This window comes from Streptomyces sp. NPDC051913 (assembly GCF_044593635.1).
Taxonomy (GTDB): domain Bacteria; phylum Actinomycetota; class Actinomycetes; order Streptomycetales; family Streptomycetaceae; genus Streptomyces.
Genome location: NZ_JBIUCI010000008.1, coordinates 471483 through 487910 on the forward strand (window position 1 = coordinate 471483; position 16428 = coordinate 487910).

Here is a 16428-nt window from a genome sequence, read left to right on the forward strand (position 1 = left end):
GCCGCCACGCGACACGCGCGTGGCGGCCGCAGCGGCTATCGCAGACGGCATGGCTCAGGCCATGCTTTCGGCGGTCTTCTTACGGCGCGCCGCGTACAGACCGGTGGCGGCGACCGCCAGGGCGGCCAGCCCACCCGCGGTCACGGCCGGCGAGGCCAACGCGCCGCCTCCGGTGTGCATTCCGCCGCTCGGCTTCTCCTCGCGGCCGCTCCACTCGTCGCCGCCGTCCTGCTTCCCGCTCCAGGAGTCCTCCTGCTTGCCGCTGCCGGAGTCCTTGCCGTGCTCCTTGTCCTTGTACGTCTCCGGGTCGAACTTGGGGTCCTTCGCGGTGTCGGAACCGTCGGGGTTCACCGCGGTCAGGGCTCCACCACCGGTGTGCATGCCACCGCGCGGCGAGTCCTGGTCACTGTCCTTGCCGTGCTCCTTGCTGTAGCCGGAGTCCTTGTCGTGCTCCTTGCTGTAGCCGGAGTCCGTGTCGTGCTCCTTGCTGTAACCGGAGTCCGACTGGTCCTCCCAGTCGTTCCCGGCCGCGTGGGCGCCGGGGGCACCGAGAACGAGGACGGTCGAAGCCGCCGCGGTGGCAAGGAGCATGCGAGCAGAGTGCATCTGACATTCCCTCCGCCGAGGAGCGGACAGCTGGTGCTTCGTCAGCTGAGGTGACCCGTCCTCGACATGATCCACCGTCAGTGCGCACGGCTCCTCGCACCACTCGGGGCGATCGCTCGGGTGAACACACCCTCCGCCGAACGGGAGCGAGATCCCGCCCCCATGACGCGGCCGACCGGCCCCGTCGAGGGGCAGGTCGGCCGCGTCTGCCGAGGTCAGACCGTTGCCAGCAGCGTGGTCAGGGCTCGGCGGAGGGCTGATTCGGCGTCAGGCTCGGGCGCTGTGGCCCGCCAGGCCACGAACCCGTCGGGCCGGACAAGTACGGCGCCCTGCGGCGTCGTTCCATGGACGGCCGACCAGTCCGTCTCGCCTTCCGGCGCCAGCTCGGCGTCGGAGGCCCCGCCCACCCGGTACGAGACGAGGGGGACGGACATCGATGCGGCGACACGGATGGCCGCCTCGTGCCAGCCACTTGGGTGATCGGCGTCGCTGAGCAGGACGAACGACCGCTCGTAGAGATCCAGGGTGGAGATCCGCTCGCCCCGGTGCCGGACCGCCAAGTGCGGCGCCCTGCTACCGGGTTCCCCGGACAGGTCGAGGCGTTCCGGTACGACGGGAGCCTCGGGGTCGGTACCGAGGACGGCGCCGCGTGGATAGCGGTAGCCGAGGACCGCGCCGAGCATGCCGCGCTGCGGGCCGCCGCCTCCGCCGCCACCCCCCATGCCGGGGGGCGGAGCGAAGCCGGGGTGGCTGTGCTCCACGGACCGTTCGGAGGCGCGGGCGCCGGTCGCCTCGGCCACCGGGCGCCGCTCCGCGTCGTAGGTGTCCAACAGCGCTTCCCCTGCCCAACCGTCGAGCACCGCGGCCAGCTTCCACGCGAGGTTGTGCGCGTCCTGGATACCCGTGTTGGAGCCGAAGGCTCCGGTGGGCGACATCTCGTGGGCCGAGTCGCCGGCCAGGAAGACCCGTCCTGACCGGTAGCTACGGGCGACCCGCTGAGCGGCGTTCCAGGGAGCCTTCCCCGTGACCTCTACGTCGAGGTCGGCCACGCCGACGGCACGCCGGATGTGCTCCACGCACCGCTCGTCGGTGAACTCCTCCAGCGTTTCGCCGTGTTCGGGATGCCAGGGGGCGTGGAAGACCCACTTCTCACGGTTGTCGACCGGCAGCAGCGCCCCGTCGGCCTCCGGGTTCGTCAGGTAGCAGACGATGAACCGCCGTTCGCCCACGACATCGGCGAGGCGGCGGGACCGGAAGGTGATGCTGACGTTGCTGAACAGGTCACCGGGACCGTTCTGGGCGATGCCGAGCTGCTCGCGCACGGGGCTGCGGGGACCGTCGGCCGCGACGAGGTAGTCCGCGCGGATGGTGGTGTGCTCGCCGGTCTCACGGCTCTTGACCACCGCGGTGACACCGTCGGGGTCGGTGTCGAACGACAGCAGTTCGGTGCCGTAGCGCAGATCGCCACCGAGCCGCTCGGCGTGGTCGAGCAGCACCGGCTCCAGGTCGTTCTGGCTGCACAGACACCAGGAGCTGGGACTGAAGCGGGCCAGCGCACCGCCCGCGTCGATCTCCTTGAAGAGCCACTCGCCCGCGTCGCCCACCAGGGTGGGCGTCTGGAGGATCCCGTGGTTGTCGTCCAGGGTGGCGGCGGCCTCCCGGATCCCGGGCTCGACTCCGGCCGCCCGGAACAGCTCCATCGTCCGGACGTTGTTCCCGCGCCCACGGGGGTGGATGGAGGTGCCGGTGTGGCGCTCCACCAGGGTGTGCCGTACGCCCAGCCGGCTCAGGAACAACGAGGTCGACAGGCCGACGAGTGAACCGCCGACGATGAGGACAGGGACGTGATGAATGGTGTGGTCGCTCCGGTCGTCGCTTCGTTCCGTTCTTCGGTCCATGACCCGCCTCCAGCTCGTGGTGTCTGCCGACTCGGCCGATTCGGCCGCGACCCTCATCCATGCCCCCCCGGCATCAGCACGGGCCCAAGCTTCACCCGCTCAACTCGCCGGGTTCGCCGAGTCAGCGGACACGCTCGCGGTCCGTGTCCCACGGACAGCACCCGAGGACTCTCAGACCTGCGGACCTGACCGCGGTTTCACCAGACCGCTCTGGTAGGCGATGACGACGAGTTGAGCGCGATCGCGGGCGTGGAGTTTCGTCATCGCTCGCTGGATGTGGCTGCGTACGGTCATCGGGCTCAGGACGAGGTGCTCGGCGATCGCGGCGTTGGATTTGCCGAGCGCGGCCAGTGCCATGACCTCGCGTTCGCGGTCGGTGAGGGTTCTGACGTCGTCGGGCAGGGCGAGGAAGTCATCGGTGTCGGGGGTGGCGAGGAACCGGGCGATGAGGGTCCTGGTGGCGGTGGGCGACAGGAGCGCCTCGCCCGCCGCGACGGTGCGGATGCCGGACAGCAGGACCTCGGGGCTCACGCCCTTGCCGAGGAAGCCGCTCGCGCCGGCCCGCAGGGCCTTGGCCACGTTCTCGTCGTTCTCGAAGGTGGTGAGGACGAGTACGTGGACCTGCGAGAGCTCTGGCCGGGCGCAGATCGCCGCGGTGGCGGCCACTCCGTCGACGCCCGGCATGCGCAGGTCCATGACGACGACGTCCGGGCGGTACTCGGCTGCCAGGTCGACGGCTTCCCGTCCGTCGGCTGCCTCGCCGACCACGGTCATGTCCTCGACCGAGTCGATGAGGATGCGGAAGGTGGCGCGCAGCAGGGCCTGGTCGTCGGCGAGCAGGACACGGATGGTCATGTGGCGGAGCCTTCGTCGTGGATTTCGAGCGGAAGGGTGCAGGCGACTTCGAAGCCGCCCTGCGGACGGTGGCCCGCGTGGAAGGTGCCGCCTACGGCCGTGGCACGTTCACGCATCGTCAGCAGGCCGAAGCCGCCCGCGGAATCGGAGGAGCCGGCCGGGGAGGCGTCGTTGGTGACGGTCAGCGTCACGTAGTGCGGGGTGTAGGCCAGGCGAACCGCGGCCGTCCGTGTGGCCGCGTGCTTGCTGACGTTGGTCAGCGCCTCCTGGATGATCCGATAGGCCGTCAGGTCGAGCACAGGAGTGAGGCGATGCGCGTCACCGTCGACGGTGACGGTCACCGCCAGCCCGGCCGCCGCGCAGGTGTCGACCAGCTCCGAGAGGTCCCGCAGTCCCGGCGCGGGGGTCAGGCCGTCCTCCGGGTCGGATTCCTGGCGCAGCAGTCCGACGGTCGCCTTCAGCTCGCGCAGCGCGGCGGACGTCGTCCGCGGCAGCCTGGCGATCATGTCGAGCGCCTGGTCGGGATGGGTGCGTGCGAGGTGGGCGGCGGTTCCGGCCTGTGCGTCGGCCAGGGTCAGGTGGTGGGCGACCACATCATGCAGTTCGCGCGCGATGCGCATACGTTCCTGGATCACCCGGCGCCGTGCCTCCGCCTCGCGTTCCCGGACCGCGTGCTCGGCGCGGGCCGCCCCGTACTCGCGGCGCACGCGGACATAGCTGCCCAGGGCGGCGGAGAGCAGCACCCATGCCGTCGGATTGACGACGGTGAGTACGGGCGAGTCGTGGAACGGGGCGACGAAGAACCCGGTCGCCACGATGCCGGCAACGGCGACGCACGCGCTGTTCCACGTCGTTCGGCGGCGGCTCTGGACGCTCAGGGAGTACTGCGCGACCAGCAACGGCGCCATCACGAGGGGAGTCAGAAGGTAGCCGAACGCCCCCTGGGCCAGGACGCACCCCAGGGTCACCGCCATGACGGGAACGGTTCGTGTCCGGCGCCATCGCAGGGCGGCGCAGCCGACGACGGCCAGCGCGACACCCGGCCACAGGGCGGCCTCGGCCAGGACGGACCAGGTGACCAGGACGCTGGCCGTCGTGATCGCGAACAGCAGGACCAGCGTCACGGCTTCAGCCGCCTTGGGACGGCTCGCCGCCCAGCGCCGCCAGCTCGTGTTCATCTCGCTCCGAGGGAAGTACAAGGGCAGTCATCGTCACACACCCGCGGTCCGCGGGGTCCGAAGGCAGACCCCGCGGACCGCGGCCCAGGCATCAGACGCGGGCCGGTTCCTGTGTGCCGGGCGCCCTCCGCGCATCCGGCACCTGAGGCGTGGTGAGCCCGGCGCCTTCGACGTCGACGCGGGGCAGCACCCGGTCGAGCCATTTCGGCAGCCACCACGCCTTGTCGCCCAACAGGGCGAGCACCGCGGGCACGAGGGCCATGCGGACGACGAACGCGTCGAACAGCACCGCCACGGCGAGACCGAAGCCGATCGTCTTGATCATGGCCTCCCCCGCTCCCATGAACCCGGAGAAGACCGCGATCATGATGACCGCCGCGGCGACCACCACACGGGCGCTGTGCCGGAAACCGGTGACGACCGCCTGCGGGGCACTGTCCCCGTGGACGTACGCCTCCCGCATCCGGGCGACGAGGAACACCTCGTAGTCCATGGCGAGACCGAAGACGATGCCCACCAGGAAGATCGGCATCAGGCTCATGATCGGCCCCGGCTGCTCCACACCCAGCAGTGCGGCGCCCCAGCCCCACTGGAAGACCGCGACGACCGCGCCCAGGGCGGCCAGCACGGACAGCAGGAATCCGAAGGCGGCCTTGACCGGCACGAGCAGCGAGCGGAAGACCACCAGGAGCAGGAGGAGGGCGAGGATCACGATGACACCCAGGTAGGGCACGAGCGCGTCCTGGAGGGCCTGCGCGATGTCGATGTTCATCGCGGTGCTGCCGGTGACCTCGAAGGTCGCCCCGGTCTCCCGCTCCAGTCCGGCGCGTTCCTGACGGATCGTCCGGACGAGGTCCTTGGTCTTCTCCTCGTTGGGGCCGGTGGCCGGGACCACCGAGAACAGCGCGGCGTCGCCTGCCGAGTTCAGTCGGGCCGGCGAGACGGACACGACGCCTTCGGTGTCGCCGATCGCCTCGGTGATCCGGGCGACGGCGGCCTTGGGGTCGTCCACGCCCTTGACGTCCGCGACGACGGTGAGGGGCCCGTTGAAGCCCGCGCCGAAGCCTTCCGCGAGCGCGTCGTAGGCGCGTCGTTCCGTCGACGAGACCGGCTTGGACTCGGCTCCCGGCATGCCCATCTCCAGCTGCGCGGCGGGCAGCGCGAGCACGCCCAGGCCCACCACGCTCGCCACCAGCACGGTCACCGGACGGCGCAGCACGAACCCCGCCCAGCGCGAACCGCCGTTGTCCGCGGACCGGTTCACCCGGCCTCGCTTGCGGGCGGCGCGGGAGAGCACCGCGTTCGGCCACATGCCGAGCAGGGCGGGCACCAGGGTCAGGGCGACCAGGACCGCGACGACCACGGCGCCCGCGGCGCACAGCCCCATCTTCGTCAGCATCGGTACGCCGACCACGGACAGCCCCGCGAGCGCGATGATGACGGTGAGGCCGGCGAACACGACGGCCGAGCCGGCCGTACCGACGGCCAGGCCCGCCGCCTCGTGCGGCGCATGCCCGTACGCGCGCTCCTCCCGGTAGCGGGAGACCACGAACAGGGCGTAGTCGATGCCGACGGCCAGGCCGAGCATCGTGGCGAGCGTGCCGGTCGTGAGGGAGAGGCCGAAGGTGCTGCCGAGGGCCACGATGGCGGCCATGCTGACACCGACGCCGATGAGGGCGGTCAGCAGCGGCAGTCCTGCGGCGGCCAGCGAGCCGAAGGTGATCAGCAGCACGACCGCGGCCAGGACGATGCCGATCGCCTCGGCCGATCCGCCCGCCGCCGGCTGTTCGGCGAGCGCGGTGCCGCCGACCTCGACGGTGAGCCCGGCGTCCCGGGCCTGCCCGATCGCCTTCTCCAGTGCGGTCTTGTCTGCGCCGGTGAGATCGCCGGCCTCGACCTTGAAGTCGACGGTGGCGTACGCGGTGGAAGCGTCCTCGCTCACCGCCTTCGCGGCGAACGGACTCACCGCGCCGGAGACCTGGGGCTCGGAGGCGGCGTCCTTGACGAAGGCGTCGATCGCGGCACGGTTGGCCGCGGCGGTGACCTTCTCCCCCGCGGGAGCGACGAACACGATCCGCGCGGTCGCGCCGTCGGCGGCCGAGCCGGGGAAACGCTCGCCGATGAGGTCGAAGGCCTTCTGCGCCTCGATGCCGGGCATGAAGGACGTGCCGTCGTCGGACGCGGCCGGGGCCTTGGCGGCGCCGAGGCCGACGGCACCGAGGAGCACGGCCCACAACAACGTCACGAGCCAACGGCGCCGGAAGGCGGTTCGGCCCAGCCGGTAAAGCAAGGTAGCCACGGGAAACGGGTCTCCAGGTCTGGTCTCGGGTGGACCACCAGGCTCCCCCGCGGGCCCGTCCGAGGGCGTCGTGCCCGTGCGCGCACTTCCGCTTGGTGACACAGCACCAGCGGGCCCGCGCTCCTCATCCTCAGGGAGGAGAAGCGCGGGCCCTGATGGACGGCAGCGTCGACAGCGGCACCGCCTGGCGGGAGCACCCGGCGGCTGCGGGACCTGCGCGACGCCGACGCGGTCCTCGCGGTGTGACGCCCAGTCAGATGCCGCATGTCGGTGCGGACCAGTAGGGCGAGGGGTCGAGCGCCACATGTGTGTGATCGTTGTGGTCCGGGTAGCCCGGGCCGAGGATCTCCGAGAAGCCGTGTGTGCGGGCCTGCTGGGCGAGACGGCACAGGCTCACCGAGCCGGTCAGGTCGGCTGCGTCGCCGTAGAGGTGGCGGCTGGTGGACGAGCCGCCGACCGCGCTGTTGCAGGCGTAGGAACGAAAGCCGCTCGAGACGGTGATCGGCACATCACCCAGTGCGTGGCGCATCGCCTCCAGTTTCCACATGGTCTTCAGGGCGTTGGCCTTGGCCGTGGCCGCGGAGACCGCACCGCCCGACCAGTCGGCATTGCACTTGTTGAGTTCCGCGTAGGCGAAGTGGACCGGCGTGCAGTCCGCGTCCTGGAGGGCGTAGATCTTGGCGTAGGTCGCGGGGCCCGCCACGCCGTCCGCGCTCAGACCGTACGCCGACTGGAACTTCGCGACCGCCGCCGCGGTCCGCGCCCCGTACTGGCCGTCGTACGACAGGCGCTCGCCGGAGGTCACCCATCCGGCGACACGTATCTGGAGCTGTGTCACATCACTGCCGGAGGTGCCCTGGGAGAGGGTGCGGCCCCAGGTGTAGCAGTCGTCGGCGGCGGCGGTGCCCGCTCCGAGCCCCACCCCCACCACTGCACCTGTCAAGACCATGACAAACGAGGCGATCAATCGTGCCACACGTATCAACATTCCGGCCTCCCGACCGCGCGTCCGAAACAGCCCGAGCAACGGTTCGCCCGTCACGGCGCGACCGCCCCCGCTCAGCGTGAGGCCGGTCGGCTACGCGCGTCAACGGCCCGAACTCCCGTCATTTGTCCAGACCATGACGGGGGTGTTCAGAGAGCGGGCCTGGCGTGCTCGGCGTCGACCCGGGAGGTGACTCCGGTCTCGACGAGGGTGCGGGTGGCGTCGACGGTGGCGTAGATCCACAGGATGCGCATCGGCTCGGTGGCGGAGGCGTTACGGAACCGGTGGGGCATGCCGGCGGGCACATAGGTGGTGTCGAAGCGGGAGACGTGGTGTTCGGTGCCGTCGATCTCCACGACCGCGTCGCCCTCCAGGATGGTCACGGACTCCGGGCAGTTGTGGGTGTGCAGGGCGATGCCGGCGCCGCCGTCGAACACGGTCTGCCCGGTGAGGAAGACCTCGGCGCCGGCCGCCTGTGTCACCAGGGGGATGGTGCGGGCGCCACCACCGCGGCTGAAGGCGGTCAGATCGGCCGGGCGCAGCACGGCGGGCGGGAAGGGGGTGAAGCAGGGCTCGTCGGTGGGGTGGTCGTGCACGGCGTTCTCCAGGGCGGGAGGGCGAGTGGGGTGGTCGGGCGGTATCGGTGCGCGCTGACGGCCCGGCCCCGGTGGGCCGCGGGGAACTGTTCCGTGGCCCACCGGGCGGAGGGGATCAGGCGATACCGATGGCGCCGGTGAGCAGGGCGAAGGCGATGTAGGCGAGGGAGACGGGGACGCCCCAGCGCAGGGCGTGCTTCTGGAAGTCGCCGAGTTCGGTCCTGACCAGGCCGATCAGGACCCACAGGGGTGCGCTGGTGGGGCCCATCATGTGAAGGATCTGACCGATGGCGCCGGCGCGGGCGATCTCGTTGGCGTCGATGCCGTAGTGCGCGGCGGATTCCGCGAGGACGGGTACGACGCCGAACCAGTAGCCGTCGTTGGACATGAAGAAGCCCAGCGGCAGGGCGAGGATCGCGGTGAACAGCGGGATGACGTTGCCCCAGCCGTCCGGGACGATCGACAGGGCCGCGTCCGCCATCGCCTTGATCATGCCGGAGTCGGTCATGATGCCGGTGAACACGCCGGCCGCCAGGACGAGGATCATCACCGGGACCGCGTTGGACGCCTGCCGCTTGATGAGGTCCTGCTGGTCGCCGATGGCGCGGATGTTGACGAGCAGCGCGATGACGAAGGCGACCATGAAGAGGACGAGAAGGTCGGCGACCTCGAGGATGAGCAGGACCATCAGCAGGACGGTCAGTGCGGCGTTGAACCACATCCGCCAGTCGGCCTTCACCGGTTCGAAGGCCTCTCCGGAGGCGATCTCCAACTGGTAGGCGCTGAGCTTCTCGGGGTCGAGCTTGCCGCGTTCACGCACGCCGAGCCAGTAGGCGACGGAGACGATGGCCAGGCTGGTCAGGGCCATGGGACCGATCATGTGGACGAAGTACTCACTGGCGTCCAGGTGCAGGACGCTGATGCCGCGGGTCGCGGCGCCTCCCCAGGGGGTGGTGCCGGAGATGGTGCCCAGCGCCATGGCGGCCAAGGTCGCGAGGATGAGCGGGTTGATGCCCAGACGCCGGTAGATCGGCAGGAACGCGGAGCAGACGATCATGTAGCTGGTGGTGCCGTCACCGTCGAGCGCCACACAGAGCGACAGTACGGCGGTGCCGACGACGATGCGGACGGGGTCACCCTTGGACGCGCGGACGATCGCCTGACACACCGGCTCGAAAAGTTTCACCTCCATCATCAGGCTGAAGTAGAGGACGGCGAACAGCAGCAGTGCCGCGGTGGGCGCGACCGTGTCCAGGCCGTTCGTGATCATGTCGCCGAGCTTGGTGCCCTTGCCGGCTATGACGGCGGCGATGATCGGGGTGAGCATGATGGCGGTGAACGCGGAGAGGTACTTCCGCATAACGAGCAGCATGAAGCTGCCCAGAGTGGCGAAGCCGAGGACGGCGAGCATCGTTGCTCCTTGGGGCAGGGCTGGGGGCCGCCCGGCGGGGCGGCGAAGAGGACGGCGCGGTTTTCAGTGCGTGTCGGGTCGGCGGACGACCTTCGGCGCACGCGGTGCCGTCGTCGGCTTGTGCGCGGAGTCGGCCATGGTACGTGCGGCTCCTGTACGGCGGTCGGGGGCACGGGTGCAGCGGGGCGGCACCCCGGGGCGTGGCCGGGTACGCCTGGCAGCGGAGTGGCCTGGCGTCGGTCGGTGTGGAGCGAAAGGGGGAGGCGGCTCACCCAGCTCCGGACAACCGGTTCACCGGATTGCCGGTAGGTAACTAGAATCCGGCCATTACGTCAATACCGAAGTGAGGAATTCGATGGCCGAACTCGCCAGGATCACGGTCGAGCCGCGGGAGCCGCTGGCCTCCGAGGTGTCCCGTCGCCTGATCGACTACCTGATGTCCGGCGAGGTACAGCCCGGCGACCGCATCCCCTCCGAGCGGCAGTTGACCGAGATGCTCGGCGTGAACCGGCCGACCGTCCGCGAGGCGATCAAGTCGCTCGGCTTCCTGGGCCTGCTGGAGATCCGCCAGTCCAGCGGGACCTACTTCCGGGGCACCGACTCGGACGTGCTCTACCGCCTGTTCGAGCTGGGCCTGGTGCTCGGCGAGCGCGGCGCCCGGGACATGGTCCAGGCCCGCGCCGAGCTGGAGGTGATCGTCGCCGGCCTGGCCGCGCAGACGCGCGACGACGCCGGCGTCGAGCTGCTGCGTGCCCGGCTCACCGCCATGCGCGAGTGCCCCGACGACGAGTTCCCCGAGGCCGACACCGCCTTCCACGCCGCACTGGGCGAGCTGGCCGGCAACACGGTGCTGCGGGACATGCTCAAGGGCATGCGGGCGATGATCCAGCGCGGCTGGGTGGAGCGCACCGGAGCCGTCCGCTCCCGCGAGGTGGCCTACGGCGACCACGTCCCGATCTTCGAGGCGGTCGCGAACGGGGACGCGGAGGCCGCGCGCGCCGCCATGGCCCGGCACATGGACGGCGCGTCCCGCCGCCTGATGGAGGCGTTGGAGCAGCGCGAGGGATAGGGGTTCCGGCGAGTTGCCGGTTCCGCTCCGGCATCTCGCGGCCCACCCATCGGAACAACCGGTTGACCGGTTTACCGGTTCCGCCTACAGTGGCGGCGCGGCACCACGACACGCACTGCCGCCCCCCATCTCGGGCCGGCCTTCACCCCACCGCCGACGGCACTTCACACGGTGGCCAAGGCTCGCCCCCGGTCGGGACCCCTGCTGGTCCCCGCCTTCCGAAAGAGGAAGAACCCGGTGCTCGAAACCGCCCCCCTGGTCGCCATGATCCACGCCGTACCGACCGCAGGCCGCATCGCCCAGACCGCGTTCGCCCAGGAGTTTCCGCAGGCCAGGGTCTGGAACATCCTGGACGACCGCCTGCTGGACGACGCCCGGACGGCCGGCGGCCTCACCGACACCCTCAGCCGCCGCATGCTCCGGCTCATCGCACACGTGATGGACGGCGGCGCCCAGGGCCTGCTCCTCACCTGCTCCTCCTACGGAGAAGTGGTGGACACCGCCCGCAGACTGTGGGACGTGCCGGTGCTGAAGTCGGACGAGTCCCTGTTCAAGGCAGCCCTGGTCGGCCCCTACCAGCGGATCGCCGTCGTCGCCTCCGCCCCGCCGGCCGTTCCGGCGGCCGTCGCCCAGCTCGAAGCGCTGGTCCCCGCTGTCCGCCCGGACCGCCCGGTCGACGTCGTGACGGCCCTGAGCGAAGAGGCCGCCGGGGCCGAGCCCGAAGCCGCCGCCCGCCACCTGGCGGACGCCCTCCACACGGCCGGCGGCGCCGACGCCGATGCGGTGCTCCTCGCGCAGTATTCGCTCACCCCGGCCCGCGACCCCCTGGCCGCTCTGCTGAACGTGCCGGTACTCGACGGCGCCGGTGCCGCCGCCCGCGAACTGCGCGGCCTGCTCACCCCGGCGATCGCGTCATGAGCGGCCGACTGCCCTGGCCACTGGCCTACACCGTCTCCGGCGCCGACTGCTCCGCTCCCATGCCGCTCGGCCACTCGGCACCGCTCGCGAAAGCCGTTCACGACCTGGCAGAACTGGGTTACGACGGGGTCGAGGTCCAGGTCCGCGAGGTCGGCGCCGACGACGCCGAGACACTCGCCCGGACCGTCGGGGCCGCCGGCCTGAAGGTCCTGGGCATCGCCACCGGGCCGGTCGCCGCGCACGACCGGCTCACCCTGACCGATCCCTCCCCCGACGTCCGCCGCCACGCCCTGTTCCGGCTGCGGGGCGCGGCCCGTCTCGCCGGCGCACTGGGCGTACCCCTCTCCCTCGGCCAGGCCCGTGGCACGTTCCTGCCCGGCCTCGCGGACATGCAGCGCCTGTGGGCCGAGCGTGCCGTCGGGCAACTGGCCGAAGAAGCCGCCGCCTGCGGCAGCCGACTTCTGCTGGAGCCGCAGTCGCGTGCCACCACCTCGCTGTGGCACACCCCGGACGACACTCGCTCCGTGATCGACTCCCTCGACGTCCCGGCCGGGCTGGTCCTGGACACTCACCACCTCGACGCGGAAGGCGTCGACGCGGTCCGGGCCATCACCGAGCACGCCCGTGTCACCGGCTGCCTCCAGCTGGCCGCCGCCTCGACGCGGGGACCCCTGACGATCGGTGATCCCCGGCTGCCCGCCCTGCTCACGGCGCTCCGCACCGGCGGATTCACCGGCTGGCTGACGCTGGAGCACACCCAGGACGGCGACAGCACCAAAGCCGCCGCCCGCTCCTGGACCGCGCTCACCGACGCCGCGGCCGCACTGTCCTGACCGACCCCCTCACTCCCCACTCCCCTGTTCTGAGAGGAACCCGCACCATGAGCAGCAAGACCTACCGCCTCGGCGTCCTCGAGGGCGACGGCATCGGCCCCGAGATCGTCCCCTCCTCCGTCGAGATCGCCACCGCCGCAGCCGAGGCCGCCGGCGTCTCGGTCGACTGGGTGACCCTGCCCCTGGGCGCCGCCGCCATCGAGAGCCATGGCACCCCGGTCCCCGAGGAGACGAAGGACGCCCTGGCCGGCCTGGACGGCTGGTACCTCGGCCCGCACGACTCGGTGTCCTACCCCGAGCCGCACAAGTCCGCGCTCAACCCCTCGGGCACCCTGCGCAAGCACTTCCAGCTCTTCGCCAACATCCGCCCCGCCAAGTCCTTCCCCGGCGCCAAGGCCATCTGCGACAACGCCGACCTGGTCATCGTCCGCGAGAACACCGAGGGCTTCTACGCCGACCGCAACACCTTCGCCGGCACGGGTGAGTTCATGCCCACCGCGGACACCGCGATCATGCTGGGCATCATCACCCGCGAGGCCACCGAGCGCGTCGCCCGCGTCGCCTTCGACCTGGCCCGCTCGCGCCGCAAGAAGCTCACCATCGTCCACAAGGCCAACGTCCTCAAGCTCACCACCGGCCTGTTCCGCACGGTGTGCCAGGAAGTCGCCAAGGACTACCCGGACGTCGCCGTGGACGACTTCCACATCGACGCCATGACCGTCCACCTGGTCCGCCGGGCCCAGGACTTCGACGTCATCGTCACCGAGAACATGTTCGGCGACATCCTCTCCGACCTGGCCGGCGAGATCTCCGGCTCGCTCGGCACGGCCCCCTCCATCAACTCCTCGGCCACCACCGCCATGGCCCAGGCCTCACACGGCTCCGCCCCCGACATCGCCGGGCAGAACATCGCCAACCCGGTCGCCATGATCCTCTCCGGCGCGATGCTGTTCGAGTGGCTCGGCGCCAAGCACGGCGACGACACGCTCGCCGACGTCGCGAAGATCATCGAGAAGGGCGTGGCCGACGCCATCGCCGCCGGCACCTCCACCCGCGACCTCGGCGGCTCCGCGTCCACCACGGAGTTCACCGCCGCCGTCATCAAGGCCATCACCGCCGGCCAGAACTGACCCCCGGCTCCGGGGCGGGCCTCTCCACCGCCCGCCCCGGCCGCCGCTCGCGTCACCCGCATCACCCGCACGCCCGAGGAGAGGCCCCCGACCATGACCCTGCGCATCGGCTGCATAGCCGACGACTTCACCGGCGGCACCGACGTCGCCGCGGCCTTCCGGCGCGCCGGCCTGCGCACCGCCCTGGTCTTCGGCACCCCGGACGCCACCACAGCGCTCCCGGCGGACTGCGACGCCGCCGTCGTCGCCCTCAAGTCCCGCTCCACACCCGCCGACGAGGCCGTCGCCGAGTCCCTGGCCGCGCAGAGTTGGCTGTGGGCCGAGGGCGCCACGCAGATCTACTTCAAGTACTGCTCCACCTTCGACTCGACCCCGTACGGCAACATCGGCCCGGTCACCGACGCCCTGATGGACGCCGCCGGCTCCGGGCTCACTCTGCACTGCCCGGCATCGCCCCCCAACGGCCGCACCGTCTACCAGGGCCACCTGTTCGTCCACGACCAGCTGCTCTCCGACTCACCGCTGCGCCACCACCCCCTCAACCCGATGACGGACTCCTCCCTGCCCCGGCTGCTCTCCGCACAGACCCCCCACCGCGTGGCCGTCATCGACTGGCCCACCGTGCGCCGCGGCGTCGATGCCGTCCGGGAGGCTCTGCTCGCCCATGAGCGGGCCGGTGTCCGGCACGTCGTCGCCGACGCCCTCACCGACGACGACCTCACCGTCCTGGGCGCCGCCGCGCTCGAAATGCCGGTGGTCGCCGGAGCCGCCGGTCTCGCCGAAGGGGTCGGGCACGCCTACCCCACCTCCGGCCCCGCGGTCGCCGAACCCTGGCCCGACCAGGGCAGGGCCGCCGTCCTCGCGGGCAGCTGCTCGGCCAGAACGCTGGAGCAGATCGCCCAGTTCTACGCCGCCGGTCTGCCCTCCCTCCATCTCGACGTCCTCGCAGCCGCCACCGGTCGCGACGTCACGGCGGAAGCCCTGACCTGGTTCGACAAGCAGGACCCCGGGCAACCCGTCCTCATCTACGCCTCCGCCTCACCGGAGGAACTCGCCGCCGTGCAGGCCCAGTTGGGCGTCGCGGAAGCCGCCGCACAGGTCGAGGACCTGCTCGGCGCCCTCGCCTCCCACCTCGTCGAACGCGGGGTACGCCGTCTCCTCGTCGCAGGCGGCGAGACCTCCGGCGCCGTCACCACCGCCCTCGGCATCCGGGCCGTCCTCGTCGGCGAGGAAGCCGACCCCGGCGTCCCGTGGACCTACGCCACCACCAGGAGCGGCGACCTCGCCCTCATGCTCAAGTCCGGCAACTTCGGCGCCCCCGACCTCTTCACCCGGGCCCTCACGGAGTCCAGGTGACCGCCTGTCACGACGAGTCGACGGCACGTGCGCTCCTCGTCCGCACCGCCCGCTCCCTCTTCGACCGCGGTCTGACCCACGGTTCCACGGGCAACCTGTCCGTCCGCCTGGCCGACGGCAGCCTGCTGCTCACGCCCACCGGCTCCAGTCTCGGCACCGTCCAGGAGACCGAACTCTCCCGCACCGACCTGCACGGCACCCACCTCGACGGCCCCAAGCCGACGAAGGAGGCGTTCCTGCACGCCGCCTTCTACCGGGCCAGGCCCAGCGCCCACGCGGTCGTCCACCTGCACTCGACCTACGCCGCCGCAGTCTCCTGCCTCGCCGGCCTCGACCCGGCCGACGCCCTGCCCCCGCTCACCGCGTACTACGCCATGCGCGTCGGCACCCTCCCCCTCCTCCCCTACCATGCCCCCGGTGACAGCGGCCTGGAACCGCTGGCCGAGCACACGGCCCGAGACCATCACGCCGTCCTCCTCGCCAACCACGGCCCGATCGTCGCCGGCGCGACGCTGGAGCAGGCGGCCGACGCGATCGAGGAGCTGGAGGAAACCGCCAAGCTCCACCTCCTGCTCCAGGGACATCCCACCCGTCCCCTCACCCCCGAGCAGGCTGCCGCGCTCGCTCCGACATCCCCCTGACGGCCGGATGAACAACCGCGAGCGCGGCAGCCACACAAGCGAAGGAGCCCGTATGACCGTCACCCCCGTCCCCACCGCCGACCTCGTCGACCGGTACGGCACCGAACTGCGCGTCTGCGACCTGCAGTTCCGCCAGTTCGGCGGCCACCGCGGCTTCGCCGGGCCGGTCCGCACCGTCTCCTGCCACGAGGACAACGGCCTCCTGCGCGACCTGTTGCGCACCCCCGGCGACGGGCACGTCCTCGTCATCGACGGAGGCGGCTCCCTGCGCACCGCGCTGGTCGGCGACCTCATCGCCGGCGCCGCCCAGGACAACGGCTGGGCCGGCCTGATCGTGCACGGCGCCGTCCGCGACAGCGCCACCCTCGCCGGGCTCCGGATCGGCATCAAGGCGCTGGGCACCATCCCCCGCAAGAGCGCCAAGGACTCGGCCGGAACCATCGACACCCCCGTCACCTTCGGCGACATCACCTTCCGCCCCGGCGACATCCTGCACGCCGACGACGACGGCATCGCCCTTCTCCCCGAGAGCACGGAGAACTGACCGGTGATCCTCAGAACCTTCGGCTGGTCGTTCGCGATCACCGCGCTCGGCCTCGTCGCAGCGGTCTTCTACGGGGGGTGGGAGGCCTTCGGCATCGTCGCGATCCTCT

15 protein-coding genes are annotated in these 16428 nt (G+C 71.3%); 7 read left to right on the forward strand and 8 right to left on the reverse strand.

Translation table 11 applies throughout. From position 1 onward, the window contains the following. Positions 1–54 precede the first annotated feature (54 nt). The 8 genes from ACIHIX_RS26285 to ACIHIX_RS26320 form a co-directional block, all read right to left on the reverse strand. Entirely contained in the window at positions 55–591 is a 537-nt protein-coding gene (locus ACIHIX_RS26285; protein WP_399960168.1) for a hypothetical protein, read from the reverse strand. A 230-nt stretch (positions 592–821) separates the two neighbouring features. After that, complete coding sequence (locus tag ACIHIX_RS26290; protein ID WP_399960169.1) at positions 822–2504, reverse strand: FAD-dependent oxidoreductase; 1683 nt, start codon at positions 2502–2504, stop codon at positions 822–824. Between the two features lie 171 nt (positions 2505–2675). Next, positions 2676–3359, reverse strand: coding sequence for a response regulator (locus ACIHIX_RS26295; protein ID WP_399960171.1), 684 nt, complete (start codon positions 3357–3359; stop codon positions 2676–2678). Then, the gene (locus tag ACIHIX_RS26300) at positions 3356–4537 is read right to left on the reverse strand and encodes a sensor histidine kinase (protein ID WP_399960173.1); all 1182 of its coding nucleotides are present in this window, start codon (positions 4535–4537) and stop codon (positions 3356–3358) included. Before ACIHIX_RS26300 ends, ACIHIX_RS26295 begins: the two co-directional genes overlap by 4 nt. A 91-nt stretch (positions 4538–4628) precedes the next feature. After that, a complete protein-coding gene (locus ACIHIX_RS26305) occupies positions 4629–6836 on the reverse strand; it encodes an MMPL family transporter (protein ID WP_399960175.1) in 2208 nt (735 codons plus the stop codon). 253 nt (positions 6837–7089) lie between these two features. Then, positions 7090–7824 (reverse strand): D-Ala-D-Ala carboxypeptidase family metallohydrolase, encoded by a 735-nt coding sequence (locus ACIHIX_RS26310; RefSeq protein WP_399960177.1) that lies wholly within the window; start codon positions 7822–7824, stop codon positions 7090–7092. A 146-nt stretch (positions 7825–7970) separates the two neighbouring features. Further along, positions 7971–8417, reverse strand: a complete 447-nt coding sequence (locus tag ACIHIX_RS26315; protein ID WP_399960179.1) for a cupin domain-containing protein — start codon at positions 8415–8417, stop codon at positions 7971–7973. 115 nt (positions 8418–8532) lie between these two features. Then, positions 8533–9828 carry a CitMHS family transporter gene (locus tag ACIHIX_RS26320; protein WP_399960180.1) on the reverse strand — a complete coding sequence of 432 codons (1296 nt, stop codon included), beginning with the start codon at positions 9826–9828 and terminating at the stop codon, positions 8533–8535. A gap of 355 nt (positions 9829–10183) precedes the next feature. Here ACIHIX_RS26320 and ACIHIX_RS26325 point away from each other — a divergent pair, with 355 nt between their 5' ends. The 7 genes from ACIHIX_RS26325 (at position 10184) to rraA (ending at position 16319) form a co-directional block, all read left to right on the forward strand. Continuing rightward, positions 10184–10897: a FadR/GntR family transcriptional regulator gene (locus tag ACIHIX_RS26325; protein ID WP_399960182.1), complete on the forward strand. Its 714-nt coding sequence runs from the start codon at positions 10184–10186 to the stop codon at positions 10895–10897. A gap of 237 nt (positions 10898–11134) precedes the next feature. Continuing rightward, positions 11135–11815: an aspartate/glutamate racemase family protein gene (locus tag ACIHIX_RS26330; RefSeq protein WP_399960184.1), complete on the forward strand. Its 681-nt coding sequence runs from the start codon at positions 11135–11137 to the stop codon at positions 11813–11815. Then, entirely contained in the window at positions 11812–12648 is an 837-nt protein-coding gene (locus ACIHIX_RS26335) for a sugar phosphate isomerase/epimerase family protein (protein WP_399960186.1), read from the forward strand. The genes ACIHIX_RS26330 and ACIHIX_RS26335 overlap by 4 nt, the downstream gene beginning before the upstream one ends. A 47-nt stretch (positions 12649–12695) precedes the next feature. Next, the gene (locus tag ACIHIX_RS26340) at positions 12696–13778 is read left to right on the forward strand and encodes an isocitrate/isopropylmalate dehydrogenase family protein (RefSeq protein ID WP_399960188.1); all 1083 of its coding nucleotides are present in this window, start codon (positions 12696–12698) and stop codon (positions 13776–13778) included. A gap of 93 nt (positions 13779–13871) precedes the next feature. Next, on the forward strand, positions 13872–15134 hold the full coding sequence (gene otnK / locus ACIHIX_RS26345; RefSeq protein WP_399960189.1) for a 3-oxo-tetronate kinase: 1263 nt from the start codon (positions 13872–13874) through the stop codon (positions 15132–15134). Further along, positions 15131–15775: a 3-oxo-tetronate 4-phosphate decarboxylase gene (gene otnC / locus ACIHIX_RS26350; protein WP_399960191.1), complete on the forward strand. Its 645-nt coding sequence runs from the start codon at positions 15131–15133 to the stop codon at positions 15773–15775. The genes otnK and otnC overlap by 4 nt, the downstream gene beginning before the upstream one ends. A 52-nt stretch (positions 15776–15827) precedes the next feature. Beyond that, positions 15828–16319 carry a ribonuclease E activity regulator RraA gene (gene rraA / locus ACIHIX_RS26355; RefSeq protein WP_399960193.1) on the forward strand — a complete coding sequence of 164 codons (492 nt, stop codon included), beginning with the start codon at positions 15828–15830 and terminating at the stop codon, positions 16317–16319. Positions 16320–16428: the final 109 nt, after the last annotated feature.